The sequence below is a fragment of the Pseudomonas sp. PA-7-1E genome, from assembly GCF_021605325.1.
In the GTDB taxonomy this organism is placed as follows: domain Bacteria; phylum Pseudomonadota; class Gammaproteobacteria; order Pseudomonadales; family Pseudomonadaceae; genus Aquipseudomonas; species Aquipseudomonas fluorescens_BV.
Map to the genome: position 1 here is coordinate 1 of NZ_WKFA01000010.1, position 15,282 is coordinate 15,282.

Annotated in this window: 13 protein-coding genes and 1 pseudogene; 7 read left to right on the forward strand and 7 right to left on the reverse strand. The window is 51.8% G+C overall.

Features of this window, described 5'->3' with window-relative positions; all coding sequences use genetic code 11:
* Positions 1–103: 103 nt before the first annotated feature.
* Positions 104–319: a heavy-metal-associated domain-containing protein gene (locus tag GIW79_RS08900; protein WP_236453050.1), complete on the forward strand. Its 216-nt coding sequence runs from the start codon at positions 104–106 to the stop codon at positions 317–319.
* Between the two features lie 110 nt (positions 320–429).
* On the opposite strand, the gene flgB is transcribed toward GIW79_RS08900, so the two are convergent.
* The gene (gene flgB / locus GIW79_RS08905) at positions 430–843 is read right to left on the reverse strand and encodes a flagellar basal body rod protein FlgB (protein ID WP_019816894.1); all 414 of its coding nucleotides are present in this window, start codon (positions 841–843) and stop codon (positions 430–432) included.
* A 383-nt stretch (positions 844–1,226) separates the two neighbouring features.
* Between flgB and GIW79_RS08910 the strand changes: the two genes are divergently transcribed.
* The 6 genes and pseudogenes from GIW79_RS08910 to GIW79_RS08935 all read left to right on the forward strand — a co-directional run bounded on the left by GIW79_RS08910 (position 1,227) and on the right by GIW79_RS08935 (position 6,064).
* The gene (locus GIW79_RS08910) at positions 1,227–1,433 is read left to right on the forward strand and encodes a co-regulatory protein PtrA N-terminal domain-containing protein (RefSeq protein WP_019816895.1); all 207 of its coding nucleotides are present in this window, start codon (positions 1,227–1,229) and stop codon (positions 1,431–1,433) included.
* Between the two features lie 177 nt (positions 1,434–1,610).
* A complete protein-coding gene (locus GIW79_RS08915) occupies positions 1,611–3,587 on the forward strand; it encodes a copper resistance system multicopper oxidase (RefSeq protein WP_034115529.1) in 1,977 nt (658 codons plus the stop codon).
* Positions 3,588–3,599: 12 nt separating this feature from the next.
* Positions 3,600–3,848 (forward strand): hypothetical protein, encoded by a 249-nt coding sequence (locus tag GIW79_RS08920; RefSeq protein WP_131670796.1) that lies wholly within the window; start codon positions 3,600–3,602, stop codon positions 3,846–3,848.
* Positions 3,820–4,794 carry a copper resistance protein B gene (locus GIW79_RS08925; RefSeq protein ID WP_019816897.1) on the forward strand — a complete coding sequence of 325 codons (975 nt, stop codon included), beginning with the start codon at positions 3,820–3,822 and terminating at the stop codon, positions 4,792–4,794. Before GIW79_RS08920 ends, GIW79_RS08925 begins: the two co-directional genes overlap by 29 nt.
* Before the next feature lie 9 nt (positions 4,795–4,803).
* Positions 4,804–5,607: pseudogene (locus GIW79_RS08930) on the forward strand (c-type cytochrome).
* On the forward strand, positions 5,597–6,064 hold the full coding sequence (locus tag GIW79_RS08935; RefSeq protein ID WP_032872163.1) for a DUF411 domain-containing protein: 468 nt from the start codon (positions 5,597–5,599) through the stop codon (positions 6,062–6,064). The pseudogene GIW79_RS08930 and the gene GIW79_RS08935 overlap by 11 nt, the downstream one beginning before the upstream one ends.
* 303 nt (positions 6,065–6,367) lie before the next feature.
* Here GIW79_RS08935 and GIW79_RS08940 read toward each other — a convergent pair whose 3' ends face one another.
* The 6 genes from GIW79_RS08940 to GIW79_RS08965 all read right to left on the reverse strand — a co-directional run bounded on the left by GIW79_RS08940 (position 6,368) and on the right by GIW79_RS08965 (position 15,059).
* Complete coding sequence (locus tag GIW79_RS08940) at positions 6,368–6,700, reverse strand: DUF2790 domain-containing protein (RefSeq protein ID WP_032872197.1); 333 nt, start codon at positions 6,698–6,700, stop codon at positions 6,368–6,370.
* 187 nt (positions 6,701–6,887) lie between these two features.
* Positions 6,888–8,519, reverse strand: coding sequence for a TniQ family protein (locus GIW79_RS08945; RefSeq protein WP_236453047.1), 1,632 nt, complete (start codon positions 8,517–8,519; stop codon positions 6,888–6,890).
* A gap of 378 nt (positions 8,520–8,897) precedes the next feature.
* Entirely contained in the window at positions 8,898–10,565 is a 1,668-nt protein-coding gene (locus tag GIW79_RS08950; RefSeq protein WP_082060923.1) for a TnsD family Tn7-like transposition protein, read from the reverse strand.
* A 17-nt stretch (positions 10,566–10,582) separates the two neighbouring features.
* The gene (locus tag GIW79_RS08955; protein WP_236453044.1) at positions 10,583–12,043 is read right to left on the reverse strand and encodes an ATP-binding protein; all 1,461 of its coding nucleotides are present in this window, start codon (positions 12,041–12,043) and stop codon (positions 10,583–10,585) included.
* On the reverse strand, positions 12,040–14,208 hold the full coding sequence (locus GIW79_RS08960; protein ID WP_236453043.1) for a Mu transposase C-terminal domain-containing protein: 2,169 nt from the start codon (positions 14,206–14,208) through the stop codon (positions 12,040–12,042). The genes GIW79_RS08955 and GIW79_RS08960 overlap by 4 nt, the downstream gene beginning before the upstream one ends.
* Positions 14,205–15,059, reverse strand: a complete 855-nt coding sequence (locus GIW79_RS08965) for a TnsA endonuclease N-terminal domain-containing protein (protein WP_045061250.1) — start codon at positions 15,057–15,059, stop codon at positions 14,205–14,207. The genes GIW79_RS08960 and GIW79_RS08965 overlap by 4 nt, the downstream gene beginning before the upstream one ends.
* Positions 15,060–15,282: the final 223 nt, after the last annotated feature.

Sequence of the window (15,282 nt, forward strand, 5' to 3'; positions counted from 1 at the left end):
GAGGTGCTCGCGGCGGCTAAAAACACAGAAATAAGCGGGTGATCTGAGCGTTTTTGATCGATTTGCCGCTTTTAAAATCGGCAGGGGCTGAAGTCAGCCAGAAATACACAACTACTTCAGACCATCCTTAGATGTATCAGGCATTGGTTGCGGCAGCTGCGTCGGCAAAATCACCAGAGCGATCCAGGCACTGGACGACAACGCTACGGTCTCCGTCGATCGATCAACCGGTAAGGTGAGTGTTGAAAGTAGCGAAAACGCTGAACAGCTCCGTAAAGCTGTGGAGGCTGTTGGTTTTCCTTCCAAGATCAGCCATTGAATGGAGACGCCTGCTCCTGAGTAGAGCGTCGTCTGATGGTGAATACCTTTGAATCCGAAAGTACCTGAGCCGCTGTATCGGCCAAAGTTGGCTCGCATGCGCCTATGCTGCTAGTCACCGCGCAGAGCTTTGAGCAAACCCTTGAATGCTCCATTTAGCCGAGTAAAAGCGGCATCGAAACGTATCGCGTTTTCCGTGTATTTCGCGACCTCGACCTGCTGATCGACAGTATTTTGGTCCAAGGCAGGCTGAGCCGGCGTGCTGTAAAGCAAGTCGCGCCCGTATATAGCCACCGCCGATTCTTTCTTAAGAAAATGCTTTGCGTTTGTTGTTTTCAAAGAAAACGCAGTGGTAGCAGGTTCTTTGGTTTGGCTGGCGAGCACAGTAGAAAAATCCAAGTCTTGGGCTTTGAAGTTCGGAGTGTCAGCGTTCGCGATATTGTTACTTAAGATCTCAGCTCTTTGGCCACGATAAACTAACGCTCTTTCTGCGGAGCCTAATGCTTTCTCAAAATTAATACTCACAATTAATCACCCTCGGTGGCATTACTATCTTCTTTGATCATTGAACACCCAGCTGTTGCAGCAGAGCATTCAAGTCTCCTATTAATTTTAATGCAGAGACCTAGAACATCGCCTCCGTGAGAATTAATGGAACCCAAAGCAATGATTACACTTCAATCTTATATTCAATAAAAGTCGCGCAATGCGAAAAGATGGAGACCATACGTATTAAATAGCGTGTACTTCAAGAAAAATATTCCAAACTGACACAACTGTAATATTGGCCTAAGCTTCCTGACAGGGGGTGTCTCTTATAGTCCAACTGAGTCTTTTGCTCACCCCCAAAGAGTCCAATCCATGATGTGATTCAGAGGGGATATTTTCACACATCTGAGGTAGCCCATATGAACACCATCAAAACCTTGTTCGTCGTCGCAGCGCTGACTGTTTCCACTCTGGCCATGGCTGAAGGCGGTGGTGACCGGACTTTCGCACGTATGGAAGTGGCCAGGACGAATTCGATGGAATCGTACCAGGTAGCTCAAACGCAGAGCGCTCAACCGCCTGTCGCTGAAAGCAAAGCCAAAGCGATGGACCATAAAAACTGCTGAACGATCAGGCACGTGGCCAAGCTGACAGAAATGTAATCACGAAGGTGGTTTAGATGTGGCAATTTCTGAGCTCGCTTGCAATGAAAAATTCGTCTTTTTTTCGGTACGCGAAGCTCATCTTGCCAACTCACGGGTTGATTTGAACGGCTCCCTTTTGACTGATTGGAAATAAACGGCATGCATTCCAAAACCTCTAGACGGACATTCGTTAAAGGCCTGGCCGCCGGCGGCATCCTTGGTGGCCTTGGTCTGTGGCGCACTCCTGTATGGGCAGTGACCAGTCCCGGCCTGCCGAGCGTCCTCACCGGCAACGAATTTGATCTGTTTATTGGTGAAACGCCGGTAAACATCACTGGCTCGCCGCGCACAGCCATGACCATCAATGGCTCGTTGCCGGGGCCTTTGCTGCGTTGGCGCGAAGGGGAGACGGTCACTCTGCGCGTGAAGAACCGTCTGGATCAAGACACCTCCATCCACTGGCACGGCATTATTTTGCCTGCCAACATGGATGGCGTACCGGGTTTGAGCTTCCACGGCATCGCGCCCGACGGCATGTACGAATACAAGTTCAAGGTGCATCAAAACGGCACGTACTGGTACCACAGCCATTCTGGGTTGCAAGAGCAGGCAGGTGTTTACGGGCCAATAGTCATCGATTCGAAAGAGCCTGAGCCGTTTCAATACAATCGCGACTATGTGGTGATGCTGACTGACTGGACCGATGAGGATCCTGGGCGCGTCATGGCCAAACTCAAGAAACAATCGGACTACTACAACCACCACAAACGTACCGTGGGCGACTTCATCGACGACGTCAGCAAGCAAGGTTGGTCTGCTGCCGTCGCCGACCGGAAAATGTGGGCCGAAATGAAAATGAACCCAACTGATCTGGCAGACGTCAGCGGGGATACTTACACCTACCTCATGAATGGCCAAGCGCCGAACGGCAACTGGACCGGTATTTTTAAGCCTGGCGAGAAGCTACGCCTGCGCTTTATCAATGGCTCAGCGATGAGCTATTTCGATGTTCGCATTCCTGGTTTGAAAATGACCGTGGTGGCGGCCGACGGCCAATATGTCCAACCAGTCAGTGTCGATGAATTCCGAATCGCCGTGGCAGAAACCTATGATGTGATTGTTGAGCCTGCCACCGAGGAGGCTTACACAATCTTTGCCCAGTCCATGGATAGAACCGGCTATGCGCGGGGGACCTTGGCAGTTCGTGAAGGACTGAAAGCACCGGTACCGGCGATCGATCCGCGTCCGCTGTTGACCATGGATGACATGGGCATGGGCGGTATGGCTGGCATGGACCATGGCAGCATGGCTGGCATGGGCGGCGGCGATATGAAACAGGGTGACATGTCAGGTATGGCTGGCATGGATCACAGCAAGATGCAGGGAATGGACCAAGGTGACATGACCGGGATGACCGGCATGGGCAGTGGTGACATGACCAACATGGCCGGCATGGACCATAGCAAGATGGCAGGTATGGACAAAGGTGACATGTCCAACATGGCCGGCATGGACCACAGCAAGATGGCGGGGATGGACAAAGGCGACATGTCCGACATGGCCGGCATGGACCACAGCCAGATGGCAGGGATGGGCGGTATGGGAGGCGAGATGCAATCTCACCCAGCGTCCGAAACCAACAACCCGTTGGTTGACATGCAGGCCATGAACCCAACGCCAAAACTGAACGATCCAGGTATCGGTTTGCGGAACAACGGTCGACGGGTGCTCACTTACTCAGATCTGAAGAGCACTTTCCAGGACCCTGATGGCCGAGAGCCCAATCGCACCATTGAGCTGCATCTGACCGGTCACATGGAAAAGTTTTCCTGGTCCTTCAACGGCATCAAATTTTCTGATGCTGAGCCCCTTCGTCTCAAGTACGGGGAGCGTCTTCGCATCACCTTGGTAAACGACACCATGATGACGCACCCCATCCACCTTCATGGAATGTGGAGCGACCTTGAAGATGAAAACGGCAAGTTCATGGTACGTAAGCACACAATCGACATGCCACCGGGTACCAAGCGCAGCTATCGAGTAACCGCCGATGCTTTAGGTCGCTGGGCCTATCACTGCCACCTGCTTTTCCATATGGAAATGGGCATGTTCCGTGAAGTACGGGTTGATGAGTAAAGGAGACGATCTGTGAGCACACACCTAAATCGTAAATCGCTGATCGGTTGCCTCTTTGCTTTTGGCCTGATGGGTGGATTCTCCTGCGTAGCATTGGCAGTCGAAGAACGTGGTGATCCTTCACCTGCTACTTCTGCGGATGCGCCGAACAAGACTGCGACCACGTCAAACGAGGCAACGCCGAATCACGCGACGATACCTCATACCAAGATGCGCCATGAGTCGATGGATCATGACCATGAAAACAAGAAGGCGGATTGAGATCATGACCAAGAATTTTTTACGCCCAACGTTGATGGTATTGGCAGTTTCTACGAGTCCTGTCTTCTTTGCCGTGGCTCACGCCGCTGAAGAGATGGATCACTCGAAGATGAACCATGGCTCCATGGGAGCGATGGACCATAGCAACATGGGGGCTATGGACCACAGCAAGATGAAAATGGACGACGGTCAAATGACCGGCATGGAAAGTATGGATGAAGGGACGACGACAACCAGTCGAACCCCTGTCCCCGTACTTACCGATGCTGACCGTGCAGCCGCCTTTCCAGATGTCGCTGGTCATGGTGTCCACGACAAAACAATCAACTCTTTCATGCTGCTGGATAAGTTTGAATACCAGGATGCTGACAACGGTAGTGCGTTGGCTTGGGATGCGAAAGGATGGATCGGCGGTGACATTGATCGACTGTGGTTGCGCTCGGAAGGCGAACGTACCAATGGCGTGACGGAAAGTGCTGAATTATCCGCGCTCTGGGGGCACTCCATCGGACCGTGGTGGGACGTCGTCACCGGTGTACGACAGGATTTCAAACCAGGGTCTCCTCAAACCTGGGCCGCACTCGGCATTCAGGGCATGGCCCTCTACAACTTCGAGGCCGAAGCGACTGCCTACATCGGTGAGAACGGTCAATCGGCTGCTCGACTGGAAGGCGATTACGACATTCTGCTGACGAATCGATTGATCTTGCAGCCGACGGCCGAGGTCAATTTTTATGGGAAGAATGACCCTCAGCGCGGCATAGGGTCCGGATTAGCCAACACCGAAGTGGGGCTCCGATTGCGTTATGAGATTGTCCGCCAATTTGCCCCTTATATCGGGGTGAGTTGGAGCCGTTCCTATGGCAATACGGCAGACTTTGCACGTGAGGAAGGTGAAGATGCCAGCGAGGCACGCTTTGTCGCCGGTATCCGGATGTGGTTCTGAGAACCGGGCATGAAGATTACACTGAAGGCACTGATAGCTGCTGGTCTGGCCACCGTAGCAGCGGCTGCCGGCGTGGTATATTTCGGCGTGATCAATGTCGGGGCGGATGATCCCCACTCTGCCCCTGTCTACGCGCTACTTTCTATTGCTCGGGATCGCTCGATCGAAGTGCGCTCGCGCGACATTCAGGTCCCCGACCTGAGCCAAGAAGCCCTCATCCGTGAAGGTGCTGGCAACTACAACTCGATGTGTGTCGGTTGCCATTTGGCTCCGGGCCTTACAGGCACCGAACTGAGTAACAGCCTTTACCCCGCACCTCCGAACCTTTCAAAACTGGGCGTCGATGGGCACCCAGCCGCAGCTTTTTGGATCATCAAGCACGGCATCAAATCCACCGGCATGCCCGCGTGGGGCAAAAGCATGGCCGATCCGTACATATAGGGGATGGTCGCATTTCTCCAGCAGCTTCCGTCACTTGATACAGAGCAATACAAAGCCCTGATCACGAGTAGCGGTGGCCATCAACACGGTGGTGGCGAAAGCGTGATGCACAACCATGAGGGTCAACATGGAACGACCCAGGGGCAAAGTGGCGCAGGTGCTGCCAACCAAAGGGCGGAAGTCCGCGCTAATGATGACGAGAAAAACACGGCACATGCCCATGGCCCCTCCGCAGCGCCGTCTGCAAAGGAGCCTGCGGACCACGCCGATCATAAGGGTAGGGAAGCTTCAGATGACGCGGCCCCGACTCCAACCGTACAGCCCAAATCACATACACATACTGATGGGAAGGAACATACCCATGCGAAATAATTCTCTTCGTCGCAGACGGGCACTTCGTCTCGCTGCTCTCGTGGCTCTGTTCATCAGTTCAGCCAGTCACGCAGCAGAGCCATTGACGATCGATGTACATCGCGACGCTAATTGCGGATGCTGCAAGAAATGGGTCCAGCACCTTGAAGCCAGCGGCTTTACCGTCGTTGATCACGTGGAAACCAACATGAGCGCGATCAAGCGCGGTCTCGGGATTTCTCCTGAGCTCTCGTCCTGTCACACAGCAACCATCAACGGAAAGTTTGTTGAAGGTCACGTGCCCGCCGAGCAAATCATTGCGATGAGCAAACGTGATGACCTGCTCGGGATTGCCGTTCCAGGCATGCCGGCCGGCTCCCCAGGAATGGAAGTGGACGGGAAACATGACGCGTATAACGTAATCGGCTTGTCAAAGGCAGGCACAGACCACGTCGTTGCTGAATACCCCGAAAACTGATCTTCTAATCTCACTCCTGCATGGTGAAGGTCATGGCCGTGCAGAGGACATAGCTCATTTCGAACGTAAAAAAGGCGCCACTAGGGCGCCTAAACCACCTCCCAAACCAAAGGAAAAACAAGGAGGCGGGATGTATCAGGTGGTCGAGCAATTGTTTACTGCACGTTAGAAACCCTTCGACTGACGGAATGATTTCATAAAATGGATAACTTCAGGCTTTCCTGAAAATTACTTCTACGTCAGCGAGCAGTAAGCTAGTTTCGGACAAAGGAGAATTATGCAGTTCTTAAATAATTTCATTGTCTAGCTTCCATGGGGGCAGTTGTCGGCCATGACCTTATATTCCACGGTGTTAAGCTTGCCCGTAGAGTCTTCATAGGTCATGCGCGAAGGGGCAACCCCACAGGTTTTATTGGCTTGCGTGACACTGACGACCTTGTGGATATCGAGGTTCATACCATATTCATAATGAACAACTTCAGGAGGAGTCTTGCCGTTCCTTGAGGCATATTGCTCCATTGCTTGTTGGTTCTCTTGCATCATTCGACCATACACGCGGTCACCGCCACCTTCAGCCATGGCTAATGAAGATAAGGTCAAAATCGAAGCGGCGCAAAACGCTTTCACTGCTGTCATTGCTTTCATGATTTTCTCCTAAAGCTCAATTTACTGAGTTAAAGAGTAACAAGTGAAAGCTTTCAGAAAGCTGCCGCGAAGGTTACTAATGTGAAAGGTGGACGCTACCCCGCATTTACGCTTTCAAGCCAGATGGGATTTTTGTTAACACCAAAGGTTGGCAGACGCTGACGGAACAAAGATGCCCTCAAAAGCTTATTTGAACCGGTGGTCCCTCCCAATTCCTCGATACGCCGGTAGACCTGAGCAGGGCCTCCGCGTCGACCCCGGTTCTTGCCAGGCTTTCCAGATCCCACTCGAAGAAACTGCAAAAAACCAGGAAAACCTTGCTTGATACCGCTGAGGTCAATCTTACCGTCGAGTAATTCACGGGGAGCTTCATCCTGATGAGTTCAGAGACAGTCCACACCAAAGTTCTTAGACGAAAATGCCATACTGACTCCTGATGAATCTTGATCTGTTGATAAGTAAGAGGGAACCTCTGCTTGCGTAGATCCAGCTCATGAGGTAACGAACCTGGGAGCAGCGATTGCAAATTCCGAATGTTCACTCTCTTCGGATCTTTCGTAACTTTATACAGCTCATCTACGCCCGCTTCGATAAGGGCTGCATAGGCGTCGTCTCTTGAGTCGACGGACTTTTCGACCTTAACTGTAGCTTTTTTAGGGGCATGGAGTTTTGCCATTAACCATGCGTTATCATTTTCTAGAATCCATTGCGTAGGTTTGTACGCCTTCTTCCAGAGGTACTCGATATTGGCATCGGTACGTAGCGCTAAAAGCAACTCGATTTTTTGGCGATATTTAGTTTTTTGACTAAGACGCGATTCTTCGACTTTGGGCGCTCGCGGAGAAACAGCGGCACTCAGCAGAATAGACTCATTCTTCAGAGCCTCTTCAAAGCCATCTGCACTGGAAAACAAATGAAGAGCAATGATCAAATGCCGCGCGAGCGGCATATTTAGCTGACCTTTATCTGATTTGAGCCGGATCCATTGCTCATGCTTTCCGGTGTTGTAGGCTGGATCAATCTGCGCCAAAAGCTCATCGCCGTAAGCGCTTTGGATGCTGTCGAATAGTTTTGCGATACCCGCATTTTTTCCGAAAATGAATCCGCGTTTCTTGCATTGGCGGACGTAGCACGAACTTAATACCGTACTGCCTATCGGAGGGATATTGCGTTGCAGGATATCGTGTGCGAACAGAGCGACTTTCTGTTCCATCTTTGACCCCTTGTGTATTGCTGCGCTGTTTAACGGGCTCCAGCCGCATGCGCATGGCTCAGTCAGATTGGGAAGCAGCTTCAATTTACGGTAGAACGGGCGAGAGCACTCGGGGCAGGCATGGATCAATGCGTCGCCATGACGCCAACAGACGGCAACACCGGGTATCTGGTGAGATCGATGCCAGTAGGCAAAACCCCGCTCAATCAAATCTTCCTGAACGCAGGTAGGACAAAGCTTAGCCTTGCCATGGGTGGACTCTTCTCTGCGGGGCACCCGTACCACCCCGTCATAACCCAGTGGCCCTACGTCGTTCTCTGGCCCCTGCTTAACCCCAAGAAACGGTCGGTAAGCAGGAAAAGTAGTATTGCTTCTGATCAACTCTGCGAGATTGCTCTCCGATTGCCCCGGCAGCCTGTGCGCGAGCCTCTCGATCTGCTTGGGTACGATGCCACCGATGCAAAAGGGTTTCGATGCGAACAAATCGCGATAGGTTTCCGTCGCGGTTCTGTTACCTGACAGATAGTGATATCGGGTGACACGAGAGTAAAGCATTTCATCCGGCATCGAAACGGGGAAAAATAATAGATCAGACATCATTTACCGATTAAAGGTAGGGCTCGAAGAGAATGTGCATCCGGGGGCAGTATATATGCAACCCCTAAAATTCTGCATCCGGTCTGGATTTGAAATGACAAGCCGCTCAACTTTGAATCGTAGTGAATTCATCTAAATCCTGCCGCGCCCGTATTCCTCGAATACAAAACACGTATCGATAAACCCGCGTAGGTCAGCCCATGCCGGTTGCAAAACTATTTCCGTTGATCGCGGGTTAGTACGTTTACATGCTGATCGTGATGATCCAGCGTATGCCGGACCTATTCTGGAGGGGAATTTTTTCATTAACAGAAAAATAATGGGTTTATGGTGAATTGATTTAGAACTTTTTAGATGGAGGGGGAATGCCCAGCTGGATTACAGCATGGGTCGAATGCTCGCGACCCTGTAGAGCGAAGAACGTGATACAGCCTTGCCCTCTGAGAGCAATTGGCGTCTAGCCCATCGCAGACGCCTATCGTGAAAGCCTTCGATTGGTTCACATACTTTTTCGAGCATTGCTGCACACAGAGGAAGCTTGCAAAGCTGCTTTTCGAAGCGAGAAAGAACATGAAGCTCCCGACCTATCCTGGTACGCGAAATGCGGACAGGCTTACCCGCAAGAGCATAAAGCGCGTCGGCACACTGACGGACTTCGCCGGCCAGTCTCGCATCGAGGGCAGCGAACATTTCGGTGCTATTTAGACGAGGCGTACGATGGGGGCTTGGGTTTGCAGTTGACTCCGAAAGCCACTGCTTATCGTGGCGATACAGCCACGCATACCCCCTGCATGCATGTGCTTTGTAAAATCGATAATCAGCCTCGAAAGCCGCGCGTCTTGCGCATAGCTCAGTGTGAAATCGTGCCTCCCTCCAAGCATCTTGCCCGCCGGGTACATTTCTGATGTGACGATAGACATACGCTGATGAAACGCCTAGAACGGCAGCGATCTTTTTGGCATCAGCTCCTTCAAGAGCATGTTGCCACACAGCGGCTGACGAACAGTCCAGGCCTTCACCAGGCATCACCGGAGAAAGGCGCGCGTGAAGCCGAATGTGAGCTTTCGGATCACATGCCACCGCCTCTTTCACTGGGCATTGACCATGAAGCAAGCTCACCATTTCAACGCCCAGAGCACCGGCCAATAAAATGTATTTGAGCGGATGGTGAGAGGTTATAGGCGTACGAAGCAGCTTCGTGACCCATGAGGCGGGTGTACCTGCACGAACATCTCCGAGTATAGAAAACTCCCATTCTCGCGGGAGTGCAGCAAAAAAATCGGCCATGTGCTGCGCCAGCATGTGCAGGTGCAAGCGATGGTTATCAGAAGCAAGGTTGAGCTGCGTTGCCCTGTGTAAAAGCGTGAAGCGCACCGCCTCCGCCGACAAAGCAGTGACGTCAGACTCGAGGACCTGAAGTGAGCGCAACGCTATTTCGTGAAGCGGTGGCATGCACCGCAACGGGGTGTCGAGAAGTACTGTGTGTGCTTGCACATTCTCATCATTGGGCAGATTGAGTTGTCGAGAGCTGCGGCTGGACCAGCGAGGATCAAGGATCCTGAGTGACGTACCGTGATGCGGACATACCAGCACGCCTGGAAGCATGTGGACCCTGTGCCAGTAAGCGACTCCCCGTTGAGCCTGATCTTGTGCGATACATTCTGGGCATAACCGCACTCGGGAGGCGAATCCAATACGGCTCGCGTTGACGCCCAGCTTCAACATCAAGCCTTTCCCATCAGCGGTCATCAGCGTCCGAGCGTGTTCGACCTGGCTCATCCTCAAAAACGGCGCATAGTAGGGTAATAATGTGTGGCGCATGAGGACCTCGGCTACCGATAGCTCAGTACCGCTGGGTAGCGCATCGACAAAATCCCCTAAATGACTCGGGAATGCCACATTTTGCGAAAAAGCTGCCGCCGATTTCAGTCCGGCAAATGCTGCTTGGCAATTACGAACACCGCAAAGACGGGCATAACGAGAAATCACGCTGTGCAGCGTCTCGTCGGGAAACGCGGCGGGGAAGAAATGGAGTTTAAGTTGCACTTCACCCCCCCTCCGACTCACGCTTTGTGATACATCGGTGAGAACTCAAACAGGTCCTCGTTGAGCCAGCCCGCAGCGCGCAGAGCGTCGAGGGGAGCGTCATGTTCGCTAAGCGCTTTAGCCTCTGAGTTTTCCACAGCAGTAGCAATCGGCGATGGGTGATCTTTCGCAAAAATGGTCGGAGATGGGTCTACCGGCTTCTCACGGGATACAACGCTTCGAAGCAAGGTGAGGCGATCCTCTCGTGCCAATCCATCGAAAACCATCATTTCGCTCAGCTGATCCTCAATCGGCAGCAAATCGTCAAACTGTCGCATCCGCTTCGGATCACGGCTACGCAGAGCTGAAAGGGCTGGCTTTAGAATCTGCATTTTTGAGTTGCTTACCTTCACCAGGATCTCGGCAGTCAAACACTCCGAGCCACTCTGGACCGCATAACGCTGACTCAATACCAGCAGCTTGACCAGGAAATCCGTGACGCCTTGAGTGTGCTCATACAGCGTGTCAAAAATCTCGTCGGTCAGCTCAGCCGTCTGTTTGCACCACTGATAGCTCCAGAGATTTTCGACCAACAACCGCCACTCCTCATCATCCTTTTCGAATCGTTTGAATTCGAGCGTACCAGCACCACAAACTCGGCGGGCAGTCCGCATGGCTTCTGAGAACAGGCTAATCGTCGAGTTCGTGCCACTGAAAACCACCGGGATACCGATGTTGTTTACCAAGTGCAGGAAAAAATTCAGCATGCTCTCCTTACCACCGGTTTTCGCCAGGTGGAGGTTTTGCAGCTCGTCGATCAACAAGGCGCCGATGAAAAACGTGCTGGCCACCTGCTCCATCTGTTGCAGCGCATCATTGATGTTTCGATGCCGGTAGCGCTTGTGGTAGTCCTTGTCTCCTAGAGCGTCTCCAACCGCATAAAAAAACTGCTGGCAAAATCCAGCCAGCGATCCATCCCGAGGGCAGTCAAGCTTCAGCCATGTGATTTGGGTATGAACAAACTGCTTTCCCTCATAGCGCTCATGACGGACTGTCTGTGGATAAAGGCTCAAGATGGCGTGGAGTGCCGTTGACTTGCCAATGCCGCTCAGGCCGACGACCGTAAACGTTTCTGCAGTGGACTTGAACGCATCGTGGTAACGCTGAGCTCCCGATAAAGAATGCAAATGCCGGACGGTAGCGGGCGACATCGGGTTACGCCCGACATACCCTCGACGGATGAGCAGTGAGAACAGGGCCTCCAGTTCCAGATGTAGCAAGAACGGCTGTACGACGGTTCTCAGCCTGTCGATACAGTGAATTCGAGTGGCTCCTTCGAGCGTCAGCTCTTTCGGATCCACCGGCTGAGGAAAGTTCGAAATCAGTTCAACAGCCGCCGCCTCCGACAATATCGGAGGCAAAGCTTCGATAAGCGGGTTACCCGCATACTCACTAATGTCCTGTCTGACGTAATTGGCAAACGTCTGTGCACCTTTCATTTTGCCTGTCCTGGCCGAATTATTTTGAGCAAATCGATAACCTGAGCGGTGCGCTCACCGGCATATGAATCATGCGCTTTCTGTGTCGTTTCAGATTGAAGTGAAGCTGGCTCCACCCTGACGCCTTCAGGAACAACCGCATTTTCACGCTCGCGGAGACGTTCTTCTGCGCGGTTCTCGCGGATGTTTCCAGTGGCCTCTGCCTTAGTAGGCGGAGCAGGTTCCTGTTTTCGTTCTGCGAGCGCGTGACTGATGATCTGGTGGACCTGATCGCTAAGCTGCACACGGCTTTCCAGCTCAGCTCGACGGCGAGTAGGCGGTTTTTGGCGATAGGCTTCGAGCAGATCAAAAATCTCGTCCGAGCGATAATTCGCGTAACCGGCATCCGATCGTCGAAGATCACAACGGATAAACTGCTTGGCCTCTCCTTGAATCCAAATGTGTGCCGCAGAGTTCGGATCGAACCAACACTCTATTGACCAAACGCCCCCTTTGCGAGCCTTGGCAAACCAATCTTTCTCTATGGCCATATCACACACGTAGTGCATGCCGCGAAACATCACTCCGCCCTTTTGAACGGTCGCGCGCTCACGCGGTAAAAGGTGGAGATAAACCAGCTCGTCGGGACGTTTGTTGGATTCGATCAGGTCGTTGTCGCAGGCCCAATTCCATATACCGTTAGGCGTAGGTTCTACGCCGTCATTCATCATCGCTTGAGTCAGTCGGTCAGGCTGTCGATGGTGACGGTTATAGTGGAGCACGCAATTGATGAGGATTTGGGTGAACTCTTTGAGGTTCAGCGTGGCATCGAGCCGGTAATCTCGCTCGCCGCGCTCTTTGTCCCGCGCAGCTACCCCGCCAGGTAGCCACCTGATACCCGTCAAATCATTCAAAATGCCAAACCGACTTTCTACCATAGGCTTCCAATCAGGCCGATAAGGTGGGGCAGTGCCCATCTCAATTCCCAACCCTGAGGATAACCCCTCTGCTGCGAGTGACAGCATCTCTCCCCGGTCGGCGTAAATCTGGTGGGGCAGGTGGTGACAATTCCAATCATCTGCATTGATGTCAACGCCGTTCTGAGCGCAGAACTCGACTTTGGAGGTAAACGCGTTGAACAGCGCTTGTCTCGCCCCATTCCAACTAGGGCCCTCCAATCCTACATAGAGACCAGCAATTATTCCGGAGAAACTATCCACTACGATATAAACAACGGGCCGACCAATGAGCATCCGTCTAGAGTAGCTGTTGACCAAATAAATATCGGCAATCGTTGCGTCGATTTCGAACTGATGACAGGGTCCACGCAGCCAATCTCGAACGGTACCTGAAAGCGGACGGCAATCCTTTAACCACCTCCTCAACCCTTTACGGCCACGCTCGGTTTCAATCTCGTCGAAAAAAATCTGTCCCCAATATTGGAACTGCCTCAAGCTGGGGAGTTCTGAACCAGGCAACAAACGAAGCTCTTCTTCACTGTTTTTAGAGATGTCTCGAACAGAGTAGAATCGTCTCAACATTTCGTCATATGCGCTCGAAATAGATGATTTCTTATCTCTTACATAAAGAGCATATCCAACACGGATGCATCGTTTATCAACTGCACTGAGCATCTTGGAAGGCGAAGTAAGAACGCCTTGAAATTTAGGCTTTCGCCCTGGTGGCCTGCTCGGATCATATTTTCTATCGGCAACACCTACCGCCGTATAATTATTAAGCAATGAGTTGCGAACTTGACCATAAAACCAATATCGGTAAAGAAGCCGATAGATCGTTTTCCGCTGGATTCCGAGCTCTGACGCCCGTCTGCTAACAAGCCGGCCTAACTCACCTCGTACAAATATTTGTCCCGGGTATTCAGGATCTAATAGAGGGGCGATGACGGCCCACTTTTCGTCCCGGCCTTGCTTGGCTCTCTCATCCAACTGTTCCTCAAGCACAAGCATAAACTCGGGCGTGGTGATGGCTGCTGGTTTGGTGTGACCAGACGCTATCGAGCGACGCAGCTCATCCAGACCAACCGCGTACGGCTGCCGGGGTGGGTCAGCTAGATCCATCAAAACTGCTAAGTCATGCGTTTCATCCTGGTAAAGGAGCCTGGCTATCGTAGCAATGACCGACAGATCGGTTACAGGCTCGAAAACGTCATTAACGAGAACAGTCATGATAATTTCTCCTTCAACGATACTTGGACAGGGCCCGGTGAAACTTCGAAGCCAGGAACTAGACCAGTAAGGTGGAGAGGAGTGTTAACCAAATCGATTTTCAGTATCTTGTTCCAAACCAGATGAAAGAAAATTGCTTGAGCGTCTATATAGGAAATGGACAGAAGTGATGCTATTTTTCTTAGACAGGTGGCCAAGGTCCACGAATATTCCCGGCTGTTTACAAGGCACTCGATAAAACTCGAATGCAACGGCGCTTTCATTAAATCACGAGAGAGCTTCGAGTACCTCCTGATTAGTCCAAGATTTTTAATCAAATCTCGTGTAAAAAACTCGTCTGTTACGATTTTCCAATCAACACCTTGGCTTTCCCAAAAACGCTTTTCAATTTCAAGTTTTTCAAGTGTTCTTTTACTTCCATTGCCAATTAAATCGGAACGATACTTCACCGTCCTAGCTACCGATTTGAAGTTTCCGCTCGGGTCCTTAACAGTTAACAGGAAGTCTGTTGTCATCACATAAGGCAGTGTTGTTCTAGGGTATCTTGGATAGCGTACATCGATCGCCGACGCTATCGCTTGCGCACGCTCTGTGGGTAGTAAAGGGTATTGCTCCCGTATATCCACGACGTCTTCAGAAAATTCACACACAAGGAAGTACGAACGCTCGAGATCTGACAGGAGGTGATGAATCCTCTCGATCTTCACGCCTTGAATCTTGTGCGAACGACCTATCGACGGGACATCTTGTACCCGCAGCCAAGGCACGTAGCTTGCCCCGGCGCCTTCGCCAAATCCATTTGCAATGTGCCGTTCAATGTCCTGCTGTGATGCAAACTTACGACCTCGCAACCCACGCCTCCTCAGTCGATGCGGACCGCTTCACCTCGCGCCGAGAAAAAGTCGTAGAAGGACACGACCGGCAAAGCGGCCGTATACAAAACGTTTTCTAGACTACACCCGCTGAAAGTTGAAGCGATGATTCCAGACCAAAGGGAAAGCCTGGAAAGGAAAACCCCCGTAGATACGGGGGTTTGAGCCTTGTGTCAATCTATGTTCGCCAGTGTCAAACTTT